The organism is Hymenobacter coccineus, assembly GCF_001816125.1.
Classification (GTDB): Bacteria; Bacteroidota; Bacteroidia; order Cytophagales; family Hymenobacteraceae; genus Hymenobacter; species Hymenobacter coccineus.
This window is the reverse complement of sequence record NZ_MDZA01000019.1, coordinates 1-16,739: the sequence shown is the minus strand read 5'-3', so window position 1 is coordinate 16,739 and position 16,739 is coordinate 1. Positions and strand designations below refer to the sequence as shown.

14 protein-coding genes are annotated in these 16,739 nt (G+C 64.1%); 8 read left to right on the top strand and 6 right to left on the bottom strand.

Features of this window, described 5'->3' with window-relative positions:
* Positions 1-479: 479 nt before the first annotated feature.
* Complete coding sequence (locus BEN49_RS01600; protein WP_125916407.1) at positions 480-686, top strand: hypothetical protein; 207 nt, start codon at positions 480-482, stop codon at positions 684-686.
* 80 nt (positions 687-766) lie between these two features.
* Here the strand turns inward: BEN49_RS01600 and BEN49_RS01595 are convergent, their stop codons facing one another.
* Positions 767-3,217 carry a M4 family metallopeptidase gene (locus BEN49_RS01595; RefSeq protein ID WP_070739811.1) on the bottom strand — a complete coding sequence of 817 codons (2,451 nt, stop codon included), beginning with the start codon at positions 3,215-3,217 and terminating at the stop codon, positions 767-769.
* 219 nt (positions 3,218-3,436) lie between these two features.
* The gene (locus tag BEN49_RS01590; RefSeq protein ID WP_070739808.1) at positions 3,437-4,771 is read right to left on the bottom strand and encodes an amidohydrolase; all 1,335 of its coding nucleotides are present in this window, start codon (positions 4,769-4,771) and stop codon (positions 3,437-3,439) included.
* A gap of 123 nt (positions 4,772-4,894) precedes the next feature.
* Here BEN49_RS01590 and BEN49_RS01585 point away from each other — a divergent pair, with 123 nt between their 5' ends.
* Positions 4,895-5,575: a phosphatase PAP2-related protein gene (locus tag BEN49_RS01585; RefSeq protein WP_083325665.1), complete on the top strand. Its 681-nt coding sequence runs from the start codon at positions 4,895-4,897 to the stop codon at positions 5,573-5,575.
* Between the two features lie 105 nt (positions 5,576-5,680).
* Here BEN49_RS01585 and BEN49_RS01580 read toward each other — a convergent pair whose 3' ends face one another.
* Positions 5,681-6,496 (bottom strand): phytanoyl-CoA dioxygenase family protein, encoded by an 816-nt coding sequence (locus BEN49_RS01580; protein ID WP_070739801.1) that lies wholly within the window; start codon positions 6,494-6,496, stop codon positions 5,681-5,683.
* Between the two features lie 504 nt (positions 6,497-7,000).
* Between BEN49_RS01580 and BEN49_RS01575 the strand changes: the two genes are divergently transcribed.
* The 3 genes from BEN49_RS01575 to BEN49_RS01565 all read left to right on the top strand — a co-directional run bounded on the left by BEN49_RS01575 (position 7,001) and on the right by BEN49_RS01565 (position 10,183).
* Positions 7,001-7,732 carry an energy transducer TonB gene (locus BEN49_RS01575; RefSeq protein ID WP_125916405.1) on the top strand — a complete coding sequence of 244 codons (732 nt, stop codon included), beginning with the start codon at positions 7,001-7,003 and terminating at the stop codon, positions 7,730-7,732.
* A gap of 90 nt (positions 7,733-7,822) precedes the next feature.
* Complete coding sequence (locus BEN49_RS01570; RefSeq protein WP_239691769.1) at positions 7,823-9,367, top strand: hydroxymethylglutaryl-CoA reductase; 1,545 nt, start codon at positions 7,823-7,825, stop codon at positions 9,365-9,367.
* A 57-nt stretch (positions 9,368-9,424) separates the two neighbouring features.
* On the top strand, positions 9,425-10,183 hold the full coding sequence (locus BEN49_RS01565) for a hypothetical protein (RefSeq protein ID WP_070739792.1): 759 nt from the start codon (positions 9,425-9,427) through the stop codon (positions 10,181-10,183).
* A 62-nt stretch (positions 10,184-10,245) separates the two neighbouring features.
* On the opposite strand, the gene BEN49_RS01560 is transcribed toward BEN49_RS01565, so the two are convergent.
* Complete coding sequence (locus BEN49_RS01560; protein WP_158022709.1) at positions 10,246-10,803, bottom strand: hypothetical protein; 558 nt, start codon at positions 10,801-10,803, stop codon at positions 10,246-10,248.
* A 135-nt stretch (positions 10,804-10,938) separates the two neighbouring features.
* Positions 10,939-12,609 carry a S41 family peptidase gene (locus BEN49_RS01555; RefSeq protein ID WP_083325666.1) on the bottom strand — a complete coding sequence of 557 codons (1,671 nt, stop codon included), beginning with the start codon at positions 12,607-12,609 and terminating at the stop codon, positions 10,939-10,941.
* A gap of 381 nt (positions 12,610-12,990) precedes the next feature.
* Here BEN49_RS01555 and ruvX point away from each other — a divergent pair, with 381 nt between their 5' ends.
* The 3 genes from ruvX to BEN49_RS01540 all read left to right on the top strand — a co-directional run bounded on the left by ruvX (position 12,991) and on the right by BEN49_RS01540 (position 15,194).
* Positions 12,991-13,419 (top strand): Holliday junction resolvase RuvX, encoded by a 429-nt coding sequence (gene ruvX, locus BEN49_RS01550; protein WP_070739786.1) that lies wholly within the window; start codon positions 12,991-12,993, stop codon positions 13,417-13,419.
* A gap of 60 nt (positions 13,420-13,479) precedes the next feature.
* Positions 13,480-14,076: a peptide deformylase gene (gene def / locus BEN49_RS01545; RefSeq protein ID WP_070739783.1), complete on the top strand. Its 597-nt coding sequence runs from the start codon at positions 13,480-13,482 to the stop codon at positions 14,074-14,076.
* Positions 14,077-14,201: 125 nt separating this feature from the next.
* Positions 14,202-15,194 (top strand): zinc dependent phospholipase C family protein, encoded by a 993-nt coding sequence (locus tag BEN49_RS01540; RefSeq protein WP_070739781.1) that lies wholly within the window; start codon positions 14,202-14,204, stop codon positions 15,192-15,194.
* A gap of 212 nt (positions 15,195-15,406) precedes the next feature.
* Here the strand turns inward: BEN49_RS01540 and BEN49_RS01535 are convergent, their stop codons facing one another.
* Positions 15,407-16,321: an ion channel gene (locus BEN49_RS01535; protein WP_070739778.1), complete on the bottom strand. Its 915-nt coding sequence runs from the start codon at positions 16,319-16,321 to the stop codon at positions 15,407-15,409.
* Between the last annotated feature and the right edge of the window lie 418 nt (positions 16,322-16,739).

Genomic DNA, 16,739 nt, shown 5'->3' with positions numbered 1-16,739 from the left:
GTAGGCGACTTTACCGGCGGCGGCGAATTGAATTAATTCGGGCTGGCCGTGGGGCCCCAGCACTTTGTTCTGAACGTGCGGCGCGTCCTGCGCCTGCGCGGTGGCGGCAATACCCAGCGCGCTGAACAGCAACAAGGACTTGGCAGAGTAATGTTTTTTCATAAATGAAGGGTGGGTAAGGGAAATATGAGGAAGCAAGTGCTTTACGGCCACTCAAACGCCCCGCAACTTAGGTTTTTTTTCTAATTAAAAGCGTGTTCGCCTTCCAATAATTCTACAAAAGCCAAAATCTTGTTAACCTATCCTTCACCTTGGATCAATCAACTATTACGTCGGGATCATAATTTTGCAACAAATGATTATTATTGTACTTATCAAATAATTAATACGGTTTTTAAGTGAGATGATCGGTAGCCGACACGGCCTGAATTTTTCAAGCCCAGCCCCAAGTCACTCTCCTCAATTTTAGAGCCCATGGTATGCGGCGAAAGCACATGGCCGAGCCCGCAGCCACAGCGCCGGCGGCGGATATCCAGGCCCTCAAGTGCGAGCCGTTGCGAGCCGTGGGCGCCACGGACGGGGTGCCGATCTTGACCAGGGCCCCGGCGCTGGCGGTGCTGCCGATGGTGGCGCAGTGCACATCGGCCCAGGCCTTACTGCTGCTGAACTACGCCAGTGGCCGCTGAGCCCGCCACTAGCCGCCAAAGGAAAGGAGGGCCCCCAGCAGTGCTGGGGGCCCTCCTTTTACGCATTGTTTCTCAGCTTCCTAGTGCTTCACAAACTTGTCGTGGAACACCTTCTGGCCGTCGCTCACGGTGAGGGTGTAAAGGCCGTTGGCCAGGCCCGACACGTCGAGCACGCCCTCGGCGTAGGGCACGGCGCGCAGGGCCCCGCGCACGTCCGTCACCTGCACCGAAGCGACGGTGGCGCGGCCGGGCAGCACCAGGCGCAGGGCGTCGGTGGCGGGGTTGGGGTAGAGCTGGAGGGCCTGGGCTACTTCGTTGCCGAGCGGCGTGCCAGTGAGGGTGGCCGGCTCGGCAGCAATGGCGGCGCCACCGCTGATTTTCAGCGTGTAGTCCTCAGTTTCGCCGTAGCTGTAGCTGCCGCAGCTAGTGGTGGCGCTGGCGTCGCTCATAATGATGCGCAGGCGGGTGCTGCCGGTTTTGGCCGTGGTGGGCACCGTGAAGGTGCTGGTGAGGGTGCCGGCGCTGCTGCTGCTGCCGCTCACAATCAGCTCGCCGGTGTCGGTAAAGTCACCGTCCTGGTTGTAGTCGATGTACACTTTCCAGTACTCGGTGTAAGCGGTGCTGGCAAAGCCAGCCGAGAAGCTGATGGTCTGGCTGGAGCCAGCGGCCACGGTGGTGCTCAGGGCCGTGCCGTTGTAGTAGCCGCCGTCGGCCCCCGAGGTGCGGCTGATGGTACCCAGCTTCACCAAATCCACCCACTCGTAGGCCTGGCTGCCGCCTTTGATGGTGCAGTAGGTGGCGCCGGCGGGCGGCGTGGTGGTGGTGCCCACGCCCACGGCCGTCCAGGCGTTGGTCACGGCCACGGTTTGGGCCGAGGAGGCCCCGAACAGGTCGGTGGCCGCCTGGATGGAGTAGGTGCGGGCCTGGGCGTAGGTGGAGGAGGCCGTCATGTACACGTCTTCCATGCGGAAGGTGATTTTGGCGGCGTCGGCCAGGCCGATGCCGACCACGCTGTAGGCCGTGCCGGCCTCGTTGGTGCCCGACTTGCCCACGGCAATCAGGTAGTACCAGTAGTTGAGCACGCCCGAGTTGGTGTGCACGCCGCCCTGGTCGTTGGCGTTGGACGGCGATGTGGTGGTGGCGGCCCAGTACTTGCCTTTGTAGAGGGCGGGCTGGCCGTACAGGTTGGGGTTGCTCATGGAGCGCAGGGCCCCGCCGGCCTTCATGATGTCCTCGCCAATGTCCCAGGTCGATTTGGTGAGGCCGAGCTTGTCGCAGGTAAACTTCTCCACGCTCGCGCCCCAGATGTCGGACAAGCCCTCGTTCATGGCCCCCGACTCGTTGGCGTAGGTGAGGTTGGCGGTGTTTTCGCACACGGCGTGGCCAATTTCGTGGCCGCATACGTCCAGCGCCGTTAGCGGCTTGAAGGTGGTGGCTCCGTCGCCGTAGGTCATCACCGAGCCGTTCCAGTAGGCATTCTCGTAGCCCGCGCCCCCGGGCACATCGTCGAAGTGCACGTAGCTCTTGATTTTGGCGCCCGCGTTGTCGTAGCTGCTGCGGGCGTGCACGGCTTTCCAGTAGTCGTAGGTGCTTTGGGCCCCGAAGTGGGCGTCGCCGGCCACGTTGTCGAAGGCGGCGTTGTTGTATTCGGTGGCCGTCCAGTTGTTGTCGGCGTCGGTGAAGTCGGTGGCCGCCGTGTAGCTGTTGCCCTTCTTGCAGTTGTAGGTTTCGATGCCCAGGCCGCGGGTGTACTCGCGCAGGTGGTAGCCGCCGGTGGCCGTTTCGGTGGCCAGCGCGCGGCTGCCGCTGTACGCGGTGGCGAAGGTAGCCGTGGCGCCGGTGGCGTGCTTGATGATGTTGTCTTGCAGCACCACTTTGCCGCTGCGCGCATCCACGTAGATGTAGGCGCGGCTCACCGGCTGCTGGGCGTAAATGTTGAACTTATAGGCCAGCACGGGCTGGTCGGTGGCCGCGTCGCGCACAATCACCAGCTCGCCCTGGGGGCGGTAAGTGGCGGCGGGGTCGCGCAGGTCGGCCTTCAAGCCGGCCTCGGCGGCGGCGTCCTGCCACATGTACTTGGTGGCGCCTACGTAGCCCAGGGCCCCGTCGAGGGCGGCAGCCACGCTCAGCGTGGGCGTAATGCTCAGGCCGCCCAGCTGCTCATAATCCCCGCTGATGCTCTCCACCACGCCGCCCCGGGCGTGCACCGTGTAGGCGGCGTGCTCCACCCGGATGCCCTTGTAGTACTGGGCAAATTTCTGGTGGGTGAAGCCCAGCGCGTCGGTTTCCACGCGGGTGGGCCGCAGCTGGTCGTCGGGGCCCAGGCCCAGCTGCTGGCGTAGCAGCTGCGCGCCGTCGGCGGGGCCCCGGTAGGCGACTTTACCGGCGGCGGCGAATTGAATTAATTCGGGCTGGCCGTGGGGCCCCAGCACTTTGTTCTGAACGTGCGGCGCGTCCTGCGCCTGCGCAGTGGCGGCAATGCCCAGCGCGCTAAGCAGCAACAAGGACTTGGCAGAGTAATGTTTTCTCATAAAAAGAAGGTTGGGCGGGGAAATAGCGAAAAACAGATGTTACGGTGGTATTTAATTGCCCCGCAACTTATGTTTTTTCTTAACCAATCCCAGGTTCACCTTCTGAAAATACCACAAAAGCCAAAATCTTATTAACCTTGGCTTCACATTGACTTAGCCAAACGCTTCGCTCACTTTCCAGTATTTATGGGAAGCAATTAAATTGCACTTATCAAGTAATTAATGATGTTTTTGGGCGAGATAGTCGGCGGCCAGCGTGGCCAGGGTTTTTACGCCCAGCGCCAAGCCGCTTTCGTCAATTTTGAAGCCCGCGGTGTGGTGCGAGGGCACCTGGGCAGGATCGGTGCCCTTGGCCAGGCCACCCAGGTTCACGAACAGGCCGGGGGCCTTTTCGGCGTAGTAGGAGAAGTCCTCGGCACCGGTGGTGGCCTCTTTTAGCTGCACGTGGTCGGGGCCGGCCACAGCGCGCAGGGTGGGCAGCATCTGGGCAGTCAGGTGCGGGTCGTTGTAGGTCACGGGCACCTGCGGGGTGATGCTGACTTCGGCCGTGGCCCCGGCGCTGGCGGCAATGCCCTCGGCGGTGCGGCGCACGTCGGCCCATATTTTCTGCTGCATGCCCTTGTCAAGGGTCCGGATGGTGCCAATCATCGTCACCTGCTCGGCGATGATGTTGTTGCGCACCCCGCCGTCGATTTTACCAACGGTGACCACGGCCGCGGCCTTCGTCAGCTCGGTTTGGCGGCTGACCACGGTTTGCAGGCCCAGCACAATTTGGGCGGCCACCACCACCGGGTCCACGCTCGTCCAGGGGGCCGCGCCGTGCGCCGATTTGCCCTTCACCACAATCTGCACCACGTCGGCGGCGGCGTAGAAGCCCTCGGGCCGGTAGCGCAGGTTGCCTACCTCGGTAGCCGCGTTGATGTGCAGGCCGAACACGGCGTCCACTTTGGGGTTTTCCATTACGCCTTCCTTCACCATCAGCTTGGCCCCGCCTTCCACGCCGGGCACCGAGCCCTCCTCGGCGGGCTGGAAGATGAACTTGACCGTGCCGGGCAGGTCTTTTTTCACCTGGGCCAGCACCTCGGCCGCGCCCATCAGCATGGCTACGTGGGTGTCGTGGCCGCAGGCGTGCATCACCCCCACGGGCTGGCCCAAGTACGTAGTTTTTACGGTGGAGGCGTAGGCTAGGCCAGGGGCCTCGGTCACGGGCAAGGCGTCCATGTCGGCGCGCAGGGCCACCACGGGGCCCGGCTTGCCGCCGCGCAAAATGCCCACCACGCCGGTGCGGGCCACGCCGGTCGTTACCTCAAAGCCCAGGCTTTTGAGGTGGGCGGCCACCAGAGCGGCGGTGCGGTTTTCCTCGTTGCCCAGCTCGGGGTGCTCGTGCAGGTCGCGCCGCCAGGCAATGACCTTGGCCTCCTCGGCCGCCGCCAGCTTGGCAATGCGGGCATCGAGGGCGGCGTTTTGGGCGGTGGCGGCCAGGGGCCCCAGCAGGGCCCCCAGGCCCAGCGCAGCCGCGCGCAGCGCGGGCCGCGAAAGCAGCGAAAAAGTCATGGCAAATCGTTACGCGTAGGTTACGGCCGGGCGGCCAATGTTACGGCAATGTAGGGCCGGGGCCCGTTTGCGCATTATTTTTGTTGCTGATCCAGGCCGAGCTTATCGGTTTTATTCGTTGCTATGCGCGTCTCTACCCACGTTATAGATAATTCTCTTACCGAGGCCCCTGCCCACACCTGGGCGGGCGCGTTGGCGCAGCCCGGGTTCCGGAACCTGCTGGTGCTGCCGCTGGTGCTCATTTTTGCGGGGGTGGCGCCGGCCGCCGCGCCGTTCTACCACTTCATTCAGCACCGCGCCGGCCACCACCTGGCCGACCCCGTGCTGGCCCACTTGCCGGCCCACGACGTAGCCAGCCCCATCTTCTTTCTGATGTACGGCAGCTGCATTGCCGCCGTGGCCTGGCTGCTGGGGCGGCCGCAACTGCTGGGGCGCGGCGTGTGGGCCTACCTGCTGCTACAACTGCTGCGCATGTCCACCATCTGGCTGCTGCCGCTAGAGGCCCCCGCGGGCATCCTGCCCTTCCCCGACCCGTTCACCGAGCACGTGTTCCACGCCAGCACCGCCGTGCCCATCACCAAGGACCTGTTTTTTTCGGGCCACACCGCCACCGTGGTGCTGCTGGCCCTTGCCGTGCGCGGGCGCTGGTGGCGGGCGCTGCTGGCTGCCATAGCCGCCACCATCGGCGGGCTGGTGCTGGTGCAGCACGTGCACTACGTGTACGACGTGCTGGGGGCCCCAATCTTCGCCTGGCTGGCCTACTGGCTGGCGGGCCGCATCTGGCCCACGACGGCCCCGGCGTAGCGTCGGGTTTGCATTAAAAAGTGGGGCCCGGAGCGAATTGCTCCCGGGGCCCCACTTTTATTTTGGTCGTAAAACTCAGATTTTCAGCCGTATGGGCAGCCGATGCTACTTTACCAGGTGCAGGAAGCGCAGGTAGAACGGCGTGGGGCTGTCCTCGCTCTTGGGCTGGTACTTGCCCGCAATGATGGGCACGTACATCACGCGGCGGCGCGAGGCCTCGCCGGTGAGCGGCGACTGGGCCACGCGGTGCCACATGCGGCCGTCGTGCACGGTGAGGTCGCCGGCTTCGGTTTCGATGGCAATTTCATTCGGATCGTAGTGCACGTCCTTGTAGTACTTCTTGCGGAAGAGCATTTTGCCCAGGCCCTGGCGGTGCGTACCGGGGATGACGCGCAGGCCGCCATTGGTGGCCTTGGTGCCGTCGAGGTGCAGGCCCACGTTTAGCATGGGGCCGATGCGCTTGCCGTAGAACACGTCGCGCAGCGAGTCGGTGTGCCAGCCCATCTGGCTGAACTCCGAGCCTGGGATGTTCACGTAGTGGTTCACCACAAGGCCGTCCTTCTCGTTTTCGCCCACCCGGCCGCCTTCGGCTTCCAACAGCGGAAACAGGGCCTTGAAGCGCGGGTCGCCCAGCAGCTCGTGCAGTACCGGGTGGTGCTGCGAGGTAAAGGCGAAGCGCTGCACGATGCGGGCGCCGTCCACGTCCTGGCCGTACTTGATGGGCACGCCGTTCACTTTTTCCACGCCCTCGGCCAGCCAGCGGTGCTGCACTTCCTGGGTAGCTTGAAGAATTTCCTGCACCTGGGCAGGCGAAGCAAACGGCCGAAAGTGCAAAAAACCGTACTTGGCAAAGAAAGCCCGCTGTTCATCGGTGAGCGTGGCACCAAGCGTAAAACGGGGGTATTCGAAAGATGAGGACATAGTGAAGATAGAGCGATAGACTGGCGGCCCCAACCCAATAGCCAACAAAGGTAACACAGGGGCCCCGGTGCGCGGGCAGCCCCGCCGCACCAAAACCGGTGCGGCTTGCCAGGAGCCCGCTCGCCACTTAAAAGCGGCACTGCTAAACCACTGAGCTACGCCTTTTGCTTACGCCCGCCCGCTGCCCGCCAATATAAGTTTGTTAATCAGTTAGTTGCGCAACGCGGAGCCGGTGGCACCCAATTGGCGCAAGCGCGGCTGGGGCCCCGCGGCGGGCCCAGCCACGGGGCCCCCAGCCATAAGCGCGGTTTATGCGGCATGCACAATAATCAATTGCCTGCGCGGCCCCCGGCCGGAAAATCAGTACCTTTTTGGGGCCCCACCGCGCCGCCCGCTATGCTACTCCTGCCCCCCTTCCACGCCCGCCTACTGCCGTGCTCCGAAGGCTGGGCTGCCATAAAGCCCACGGCCCAGGGCCGCCACTGCGCCCGCTGCCAGCGCGTAGTGCAGGACTTTACCCAGTCCCAAAATCCCGCCGCCGACCTGGCCGCCGCCCGCGCCGCCGCGCCCGACGGGCGCGTGTGCGGCCGCTTCGCCGGGGCCCAGGTGCAGGGGCCCCCGCCCCTCACGCGGCGGCTGCGCTGGTTTGTGGTAGCGCTGGTGCTGGTGGTGGCCCAGGGGCTGAGCGCGCGGGAGGCGCTGGCCCAGGTGCGGCAGGGAGCCCCGCACCATAAGGCGAAGGCTGTGAAAACCGTAGAGCGAGTAGAATTACTGGGGGATACAGAGGAACTGCCCAAAGAGAACATGTCTGCGAAGACAGCGCAGGCAGATTTAGAAGAGTTGAAGCCTAAGCAGATCCCAGTGGATAAGCAGACTTATCTGATTGGCGAGGTGACAGAACCAGTTTCAATAACTCGCTACGAACAAATGCCTTCTTTTCAAAAAAAGGGTTTCAACAGTGGCAGTTCCGGTATAGTGGATTACATCCAGCGCAACATAAAGTACCAACCAGATTTCCCTGATGGAAAGGTATTCGTCACTTTTACTATTGACACGGCTGGATTTGTACAGAAACTCATTGTAGTCAAAGGTTTGTCGCCAACCGCCGATGCCGAAGTTATTCGAGTGATAAAGGCAATGGATGGCTTTACGCCAGGAATGAGTGGTGGCCGACCAGTTGCCATACCGTACACCTTGCCCATCACTTTCAAAAAGCCCACACCTTCCACCCCATAATCCTGCACCTTCGCCGGGGCCCTAATTGCAGTACAAGCGGGACAGTCCCTTTCTTAATTTCGATTCCCGATGGTTTTTACGCCCAGTCCCATGCTGCTGAAACTGCTGTACACGCGCGGCAGCCTGCACAATTTGCCCGATGGCCAGGGCGTTGCCTTCAGCATCAAGAACCGGCTGGATACGGTGAAAATCACGGGCTTGCGCCAGGTGCAGGTGGGCGACGCGGTGGTGCCGGCCGCGCAGGTAACGCTGGACCTGGGCAACGGCGAAACGCGCCCCGCCGCCAGCCTGGGGCCCGCCGACGGCCAGGCCCTGGCGCTGCCCGTGGGCCGCAGCCTCACGTTTGTGCTGGCCACGGCGGCCTTGCCCGAGGGCATTTACCCGGTGCAGGTGTGGTTTTCGACCGATGCGCTCGGCGACTTGCACGTGGAAGTGGAGGACGCCATTGTGGGCGCCACCGGCAGCCGGCCCCGCATCCCGCGCTCTGACGACGACGATTACTCGGAGGCCGCCATCCAGGCCCGGCAGCGGTTTGCGGAGGAGTTTACCCAGCAGCACTTTCAGCACTTGAAGTCGTACTCGTTCGACGCGCACGATTTGCAGGGCAACTGCGAGCACTTCGTGGGCGTGGCCCAGGTGCCGGTGGGCCTGGCGGGGCCCCTGACCGTGAACGGCGAGCACGCCCAGGGCGACTTCCTCATCCCGATGGCCACCACCGAGGGCACGCTCGTGGCCAGCTACAACCGCGGCATGCAGGTGCTGAACCTGTGCGGCGGCGTGAAGTGCACCGTGATTGGCGACGCCATGCAGCGGGCCCCGGTGTTCGTGTTCAGCGACGCGCGCGGGGCCCGCGACTTTGGTAAGTGGGTGGCCGACAACCTGGAGCGCATCCGGCCGGAGGCGGAAAGCACGTCGCGGGTGGCCAAGTTGCAGTACATCGACACCTACCTGGCCAACAAGTTTGCTTACCTGCGCTTCAATTTTTCGACCGGCGACGCGGCGGGCCAGAACATGGTGGGCCGCGCCACGTTTGCCGCTTGCTCTTGGATTTTGGCCAACTACGGGGGCCCCAAGATTGAGCACTTTTACCTCGAATCGAACTTCGCCACCGACAAAAAGGCTTCGCAAATCAACGTGATGCGCACCCGCGGCAAGCGCGTGACGGCGGAGGCCGTGATTAAGCGCGACATTTTGCAGCAGCGCATGCGCGTGACGCCCGAGCAACTGGCCTACCACGGGCAGGTGAGCAACGTAGGCGCCTTTCTTTCAGGGGCCAACAACAACGGGGCCCACTCGGCCAATGGCATCACGGCGCTGTTCATCGCCACCGGGCAGGACGTAGCCAACGTGAGCGAATCGTCGGCCGGTGTACTTTACTCGGAGGTGACGAAGGAGGGCGACTTGTACATCAACATCACCATCCCGAGCCTGATTGTGGCCACCCACGGCGGCGGCACCGGCCTGGCCACCCAAAACGAGTGCCTGCGGATGCTGGGCTGCGTAGGCCGCGGCACGGTGTACAAGTTTGCTGAAATTGTGGCCGGTGTGGTGCTGGCCGGCGAGCTGAGCCTGGGCGCCGCCATCAGCAGCTCGGACTGGGTGAGCAGCCACGAGCAGTACGGCCGCAACCGCTAGGGCCCCGGAGGCTCACAGGCAGTACATTAGGGGCACATTCCGCCATTCATTACTGCCATGCGCTCGTCCGTTTCGCTTTGCCTGGTGCTGGGGGCCCTGGGGTTGGCTAGCCGCCCGGCCCGGGCCCAATCGGGCCTGAACAGCAAGGACTTGGAGGACATCAGCCACGGCCGGCCCACCTCGACCCAGAACCTGAACCAAGCCAACACCGCCGACGAGCGGGCGCTAACGGCCGAGGCGGCCCACGTGGCGCACTACTACAACCCCGACTGGGTGCCCGGCGCCCTGCTTCCCATCAAGGGCGAGCCACAGGCCGCGCCCGGCCTGCGCTACAACCTGGTGCACCACTGGGTGGAGGCGCAAGACGCCACCGTGCCCGGCGGCGTGCGCCTCTACCTGGTGGGCAGCCTGCGCGGCTTCGTGCTGAACAACGCGCCCGGCCAGGCGGGCCACCGCTTCGGGGCCTACCGCGTGGGCGGCGCGGGCCGCTTGCTGCTCGAAGAGTTGACCGAGGGGCCCGTGCGCCTGCTGCTGGGCTACGACCTGGAGCTGGTGGGGGCCGTGCGCAACGCCGCCATCGGCGTCGAAACCCAGGCCGCGCAGTTCCGGCGCACCTCCGAGCTATACGTGGCCACCCCGGCCCGGGCCCAAGCCCAGAAAATGGCCCTCAGCCAGCGAGCGGTGCTGCGCTTATTTGGGGCGGCCGAGGGCGACATGGCCTTATACGCCCAGCAACACAACCTGCACTACGACAACCTAACCGAAGTGGTGCGGCTAGTGGACCATTTCAATAGCTCACTGACGCCGGGGCCCTAAACGTAAAAAGGCCACTCCGCTAGGAGTGGCCTTTTGAAAATCAAGCATTTGCCCAGCCTCCGCTACGGCAAACTGGCGGCCACGCTGAACTTGCTGTCGACGCGCACTACCACATCCTGGGGCGGGTGGGTGCTGAGCAGCACTTCGCTGGTGAGGGCGTAGCTGCTGTTTTGCAGGTAGGTATCGAGCTTGGTGTCGGGCGCGGGGTTGAGTTGGATGGACGTGGCGCCCTTGGGCACGTTGTCGAGCGAGGCCATGAGCACCTTGTTGGTGCCCATCGCGTCGGTGCTGATGTAGAGCTTGACGCTCTTCACGATGTCAAAGGTTTGGCCGGCGGGGCTGGTGGCGGTCAGGGTGAGCTCTTCCAGCTTCACGTCCTGCACGTACTGGGCCTTGGTGTTATTGTTGGCGTAAGTGGTGGTGGAGGTGGAGTTCACCGTCACGGCGGGCAGGGTAACGGGGACCGTGCCGTAGGGATAAGCCGCCGGTACTGTGAAGCTCTGCGTGTCTTTCACATCGAAGCGCAACAGGCTCAGCACTTTGTTGCAGCCCCCAGCCATCAGCAGCACGCCCAGCAGGGCTGGCAATAGCAGCAATAGTTTAGATATCTTCAGCATCATGTAAGAAGGGATAATAATTGATTGGTTGAAACCTAAGGCGCAAGCTGGCTGGGCAAGCCAGCCCCTTCAAAAATACACCATAATCGTTGCCCGCTCCCGGCCGCTCGCTGGGGGCCCCACCGGGCGGCCGGGGCCCTACTTGTTGCTGGCCAGGGCCAGCTGCACGCTGCCGTCGCCGAGGGCGTGCAGGGCCTGTTGCAAATCGGCATCGTGGGCGCCCAGCACCGTGTAGTAGGGCACCGCGCCGTAGGCACTCTGGGCGATGTAGGCCTTGATTTGGTTGCGGAGCAGGCTGGCGCAGCGGCGCAGCGCGGCCGCGTCGGCCGGCACGCCGTCGTGGGCGGCGGCGGCGGCCAGGGCCCCCAGCTGCGCATCGCTCACGCGGAAGGTGGCGTTGAACTGGGCAAAGCGCAGGCCTTCCAGCTCGGTTTTGTGGGCCTGGTAGAAGGCCAGAGCCAGGGCGCGGGGCATTTGGTGGGCCTGCAGGCTCGTGTAGTAGGCAGAGTACGCCAGCGTATCGCGCGGCACAAACACGTCGGGCATAATGCCGCCACCGCCGTACACCGGCCGGCCGCGGTCGGTGCGGAAGCGCAGGCCGCCCGCCACGTGGTTGCTGTCGGCCGAGGCCAAGTCGCCGTGGGCGGCGCGCTCGGCCAGCTCGCGGCGATACTCGGCGCGGCTGCTGCCGTAGGGCTTCTGGATGGAGCGGCCGCTGGGCGTGTAGTAGCGGGCAATGGTGAGGCGCAGCTCGCCGCCGTCGCTGAGGGCAATGGGCTGCTGCACCAGGCCCTTGCCGAAGGTGCGGCGGCCCACCAGCAGGGCGCGGTCGTGGTCTTGCAGGGCCCCGGCCAGCACCTCGGCGGCCGAGGCGCTGCCTTCGTCGACGAGCACCACCAGGGGGCCCTCCTCAAATTCGCCGGTCACCTTGGCGTACACCTGCGAATCGTAAGCATCGCCCTTGCCGTCGATGGCCACAATTTTGCGCGAGCCGCCCACCAGCTCGTCGGCCACGCGGGTGGCGCGGTCGAGGTAGCCGCCGGGGTTGCCGCGCAGGTCCAGCACGAGGCGGCTTAGGCCCTGGCGGCGCAGGTCGGCCAGCGCGGCCCGGAAGTCGTCGTAGGTAGTGGCCGCAAACCGGCTGATTTTGATGTAGCCGGTCTGCTCGTCAATGAGGTACGCGGCGTCGATGGATGGGTTGGGCACCCGGCTGCGCACCAGGGCCAGGGCGAAAGTGCGGGCCGCGGCGGGCCGGCGCACCTCTAAGGCCACGGTGCTGCCGCGGGGGCCCCGCAGCAGCTGCGCGATGCGGGCGTTGGTACTATGAGCCCCCGACACGGCCTGCCCGGCCACGCGCAGCACCTGGTCGCCGGGCAGCAGGCCGGCCTGGGCGGCTGCGCCGCCGCCGAGCGGGGCCACTACCGTCATGGTATCGCGGAAGAGGTTGAAATCGAGGCCCACGCCGTCGAAGTCGCCCTGCAAAAAAACGTCGTTCTGCTCGCGCTCCGGGGCCGGGATGTACACCGAGTGCGGGTCGAGGCGCTCCAGCATCTGGGCCGTGGCGTAGTCGGCCAGGCCCTCGGTGTTCACCGAGTCCACGTAGTCGCGGTCCACGTAGCTGAGGATTTCCTTGAAGCGCAGGTAGCCGCGGGCCGTGGCGTCGGGGTTGGTGCTGGAAGGCCGGAATGGGTTGTTGGACACCAGCAGGCCGCTGCCGAACGCCAGGGCCACCAGCACCGCCCCGCGCAGCCCGGCGCAGCGGGCCCCGGCGGGGCGCGAAGAAGCACGGAAGAGCGAAGGAAAAGCCATGGCGGCGGAGTAAAGAAATGAGCGCAGCATAAAATGCAGCGCAGGGCGAATATTCAAAACTAATTAAATTTTTCCATGATTAGTTCTTTCTAAAATGGATTTTATTTGAACGTCATCAAACGGGCAGATAATGACTTGAATTACCCTTTTTCACCCATTTTCAGCTTATTTAAATACTAATTTCATCCTTAACTAATTTGAATTGCACATTACAATGAATTGTATTAAATATAATTTTTACATTAAATTGTAGTCTACGATATTGTATTGCCCAGCTTTGCGCCGGGGTTGCATTGGCAACGCCAGGGCCCTGGCAGGGGCCGTATCTTTGCGCCGGCGCCGGGGTCGGCGCTGTTTTAATCCCGCTTTAGTTTTAGTGCCTTGAGCCGCATCCTCGCCATTGATTACGGCAACAAGCGCGTGGGGCTGGCCGTGACGGACCCCAGCCGCCTCATCGCCTCACCGCTCGACACCATCCACAGCCAGGAGTTGCTGGCCTACGTGCTGGCCTACCACCGGCGCGAGCCCCTGGCGGCCGTTGTGGTGGGCATGCCGCGCACGCTGCTCAACGAGCCCACCGACGTGACCAGCGCTGTGGTGGGCCTGCTGCGCCGCCTCCGCAAGGAGCTGCCCGACGTGCCCATCCACGAAATCGACGAGCGCTTCACCTCGCGCATGGCCCACGCGGCCATGCTGGCCGGGGGCCTGGGCCAGAAGGCGCGCCGCGACAAAGCCACCGTGGACCGGGTGAGCGCGGCCATCATCCTCCAGTCGTTTCTGGAGTCGCCGGCGGGGCGGGCCGTGGCGTAGCCGGAACCCCCGGGGCCCCCGCCCCTGTTTGCTTTACTTCTTTATCAACGTTTTACCCAGATGATACACCCCATCGTTGCCATCGGCGACCCCGTGCTGAAGGCCCGCGCCAAAAACCTGCCCGCTGCCCTGCCCGCAACCGAGCTGCAGCAGCTCATCGCTGATATGTTCGAAACCATGTACTTCGCCCACGGCGTGGGCCTGGCCGCCCCGCAAATCGGCAAGAGCCAGCGCTTGTTCGTGATGGATTCGGCCCCCATGGTGGAGCTGGACGAGGAGGACATTGCCGAGGGCGTGGAAGCCGAGCCCGCCATCAAGCGCGCCTTTATTAACCCCGTGCTGGTGAGCGAGACGGGCGAGAAATGGGGCTTCGAGGAAGGCTGCCTGAGCATTCCCGGGGTGCGCGAGTTGGTGCAGCGCTGCCCCGACATCGTGCTGCGCTACGAAGACGAAAACCGCCAAGTGCACGAGGAAGGTTTTTCGGGCCTGAATGCCCGCATCATCCAGCACGAGTACGACCACCTGGAAGGCATCCTGTTCACCGATAAGCTCTCGTCCTTCAAGAAGCAACTGCTCAAGGGCAAGCTGGCCCGCATCGGCAAGGGTGACGTGGACCACGACTATCGCATGAAGTTCGCGGGCGCCGGGCGGCGGTAGGGGCCCCGGGTTTCGCCAAGCCTAAGACTTTGGAGCTGGCACATCCCGCGGGGTGTGCCAGCTTTTTTTTGGTTTTGCTGGCCCGTCGAATTAGCTTTCCAGATTATCCGCTATTTCTATCAATTATGACGAAACGCTACGCATTGTTATCCCTGCTATTCCTACTTGCCCTGGGGCCCCGGCCGGTGCGGGCCTGGGGCTTTTTTGGGCACCGGCTGCTGAACCGGCTCGCCGTGTACACGTTGCCGCCGAAGATGGTGGGCTTCTACAAGGCGCACATCGACTACATGACGACCAACGCCACCCGGCCCGACGCGCGCCGCACGGTGGTGCCCGGCGAGGCGGCCAAGCACTTCATGGACGTGGACCGCTACGGCGACAGCTGCCTCACTACCCACGGCCGGGGCCTGCCGCGCCGCTACGAAGACGCCGTGGCCCGCTACGGCGAGGATTCGCTGCTGCGCCACGGCATCGTGCCCTGGAACATCGCCCAGATGAAAAACCAGCTCACCGCCGCCTTCCAGCGCCAGGACGCCGACGCCATCCTGCGCCTCTCGGCCGACCTGGGGCACTACGTGGCCGACGCCTGCGTGCCGCTGCACTCTACCCAGAACTACAACGGCCAACTCACGGGCCAGCGCGGCATCCACGGCCTCTGGGAAAGCCGCTTGCCCGAGTTGCTAGCTGTCGACTACGACCTGTTCACGGGCCCCGCGCCGTACCTGGAGCACCCCGGCGACGCGGCCTGGGGGGCCCTGGCCCGCTCCCACGCCGCCGTCGATTCGGTGCTGCGGTTCGAGAAAGAGCTAACGGCCACCTTCCCCGCCGACCGCAAGTACGGCTACGAGGCCCGCGGCGCCACCACGATGCGCGTGTATTCGCGTGATTTCAGCCGGGCCTACCACGCCCGGCTCGGCGGGCAGGTGGAGCGGCAGCTGCGCTACGCCAGCCGGCTCATCGGGGCCTTCTGGTACACGTGCTGGGTCGACGCCGGGGCCCCCGACCTCGACAAGCTGCCCCGCACCGCCTCGGCCGTGGAGGAGCTGCGCCTGGCTCGCGAAGCCGCCGATGCGGCCAGGGCCCCAGCGGCGGGCAGCGTGCCCGGGCACGAGGATTAAACAGTTATTAGTGAGTAGTTAACAGTGAGCAGTTAACGATGAACAGTTGGGCCGTCATGCTGAGCGCAGCGGAGCGGAGTCGAAGCATCTCTCCCGCGTCGTTATACGATTTGATTACTGCCGCAGTAGAGATGCTTCGGCTGCGCGGACGCCAGATAAGCATAATGGCCTAACCGCTCACTATTAACTGATAACTGCTAACTGTTCACTGTTCACTGCTCTAATTCCTCCGTTGCATCCAGCGCGTCAAGGTCCACGATGGCGAGGCCGTTTTCGTCCACATCGTAGGCGCGACGGAAGCGGCGGTGCCAGGTAATTTCACTGGCAATGTAGGAGTTACGGGCGTACACGTCCTGGGCGAAAGTGTCGTCGTAGCCTTTTAGCATGACGATGATTTCCACGGCGCGGGCCACGTAGTCGTCGGGGCCCAGGCCGTGCAGGGGGCTGCCGGGCACCAGGTCGTGCACCAGCGTCCAGGTCAGGGGCAGAAAGCTCACTGCCTCGCGCTCCAAGGCTGCGATGGCGTAGGAGAAGTTCTGGGTGGCGGGGTCGGTGAACTTGACGATGACCTGGGCCGTGAGTTCAATCAGGATATTGGCCCGGCGGTTGGCCACCCGGAATTGCAGGCACGGCGTACCATCGGCCCGCCGGCTGACGATGGCCACGCTGCTGAACAAGATGCGCGCCGTGGGCCGCGAAAACCGCCCGTAGAGCAAGCCCGTGGCCAGGGCAAACGTGAGCACGCCCACCAGCGCCTCCAGGCTGGAGAGGGCCCCGGCGCCGTTGCTGCCCGGGTACACGTGCCCGTAGCCCACGCTGGTGAAGGTTTGGATGGAGAAAAACAAGGCGCTCAGGAAGTCCTGCACCCAGCCGTGGGGGGCCGCTACACCGGGCAGGTCTTCGAGGCCTAAAGCCATGTAAGCCAGCGCAAACACTGCGTTCAGCACCCCAAATAACAGGCCCACTTCCAGAAAGAATCGGCTCCACGGCATCAAAATCAGCCGCTGGTAAGGGTCGTTGGTGGGCGGGCCGCCGCGCCGCCGCACATTGAAGGAGCCGTCGTGGTTGATGGCCCGCTGGGTGCGCTGCGAGAATTTTTCGCCAATGCCGGGGTCAAGCGAAGCCATGCGTGCGGGAAGGGAAGTAAGCCGCGAAGAACGCCACCCCGGGCGCAACGACCCGCGCCGGGGCCCTGGTTTCGGCCGCCGCGCCCGGCGTTGCGTAGTTGGCGGACGGCGGGGGTGCGCCAGGCCACCAGGGATCTAAAGAAAAATTAATGTCTGGCTCAGGCCGGCTTCAGGGCGCGGTAGAAATTTTGTAGCGTCGAAAAGGCAACCGGAGCCGGGTCGACGCCCATCCACTTCTCTCTCCCCCATTTCCCTTTTCCTGCCATGCGCAACCTTCTTGCTTCCGCCACCCTCGTTGCCACGCTGCTCTTCGCTGGCACCACCCACGCCCAGCAAACGGCCGTGAAGACCAAAACCAAAACGGCCCGCAACGCCGCCAAAACCGCCGCTGCCACCCCGCCGCCCGCCCCGCTGGCCC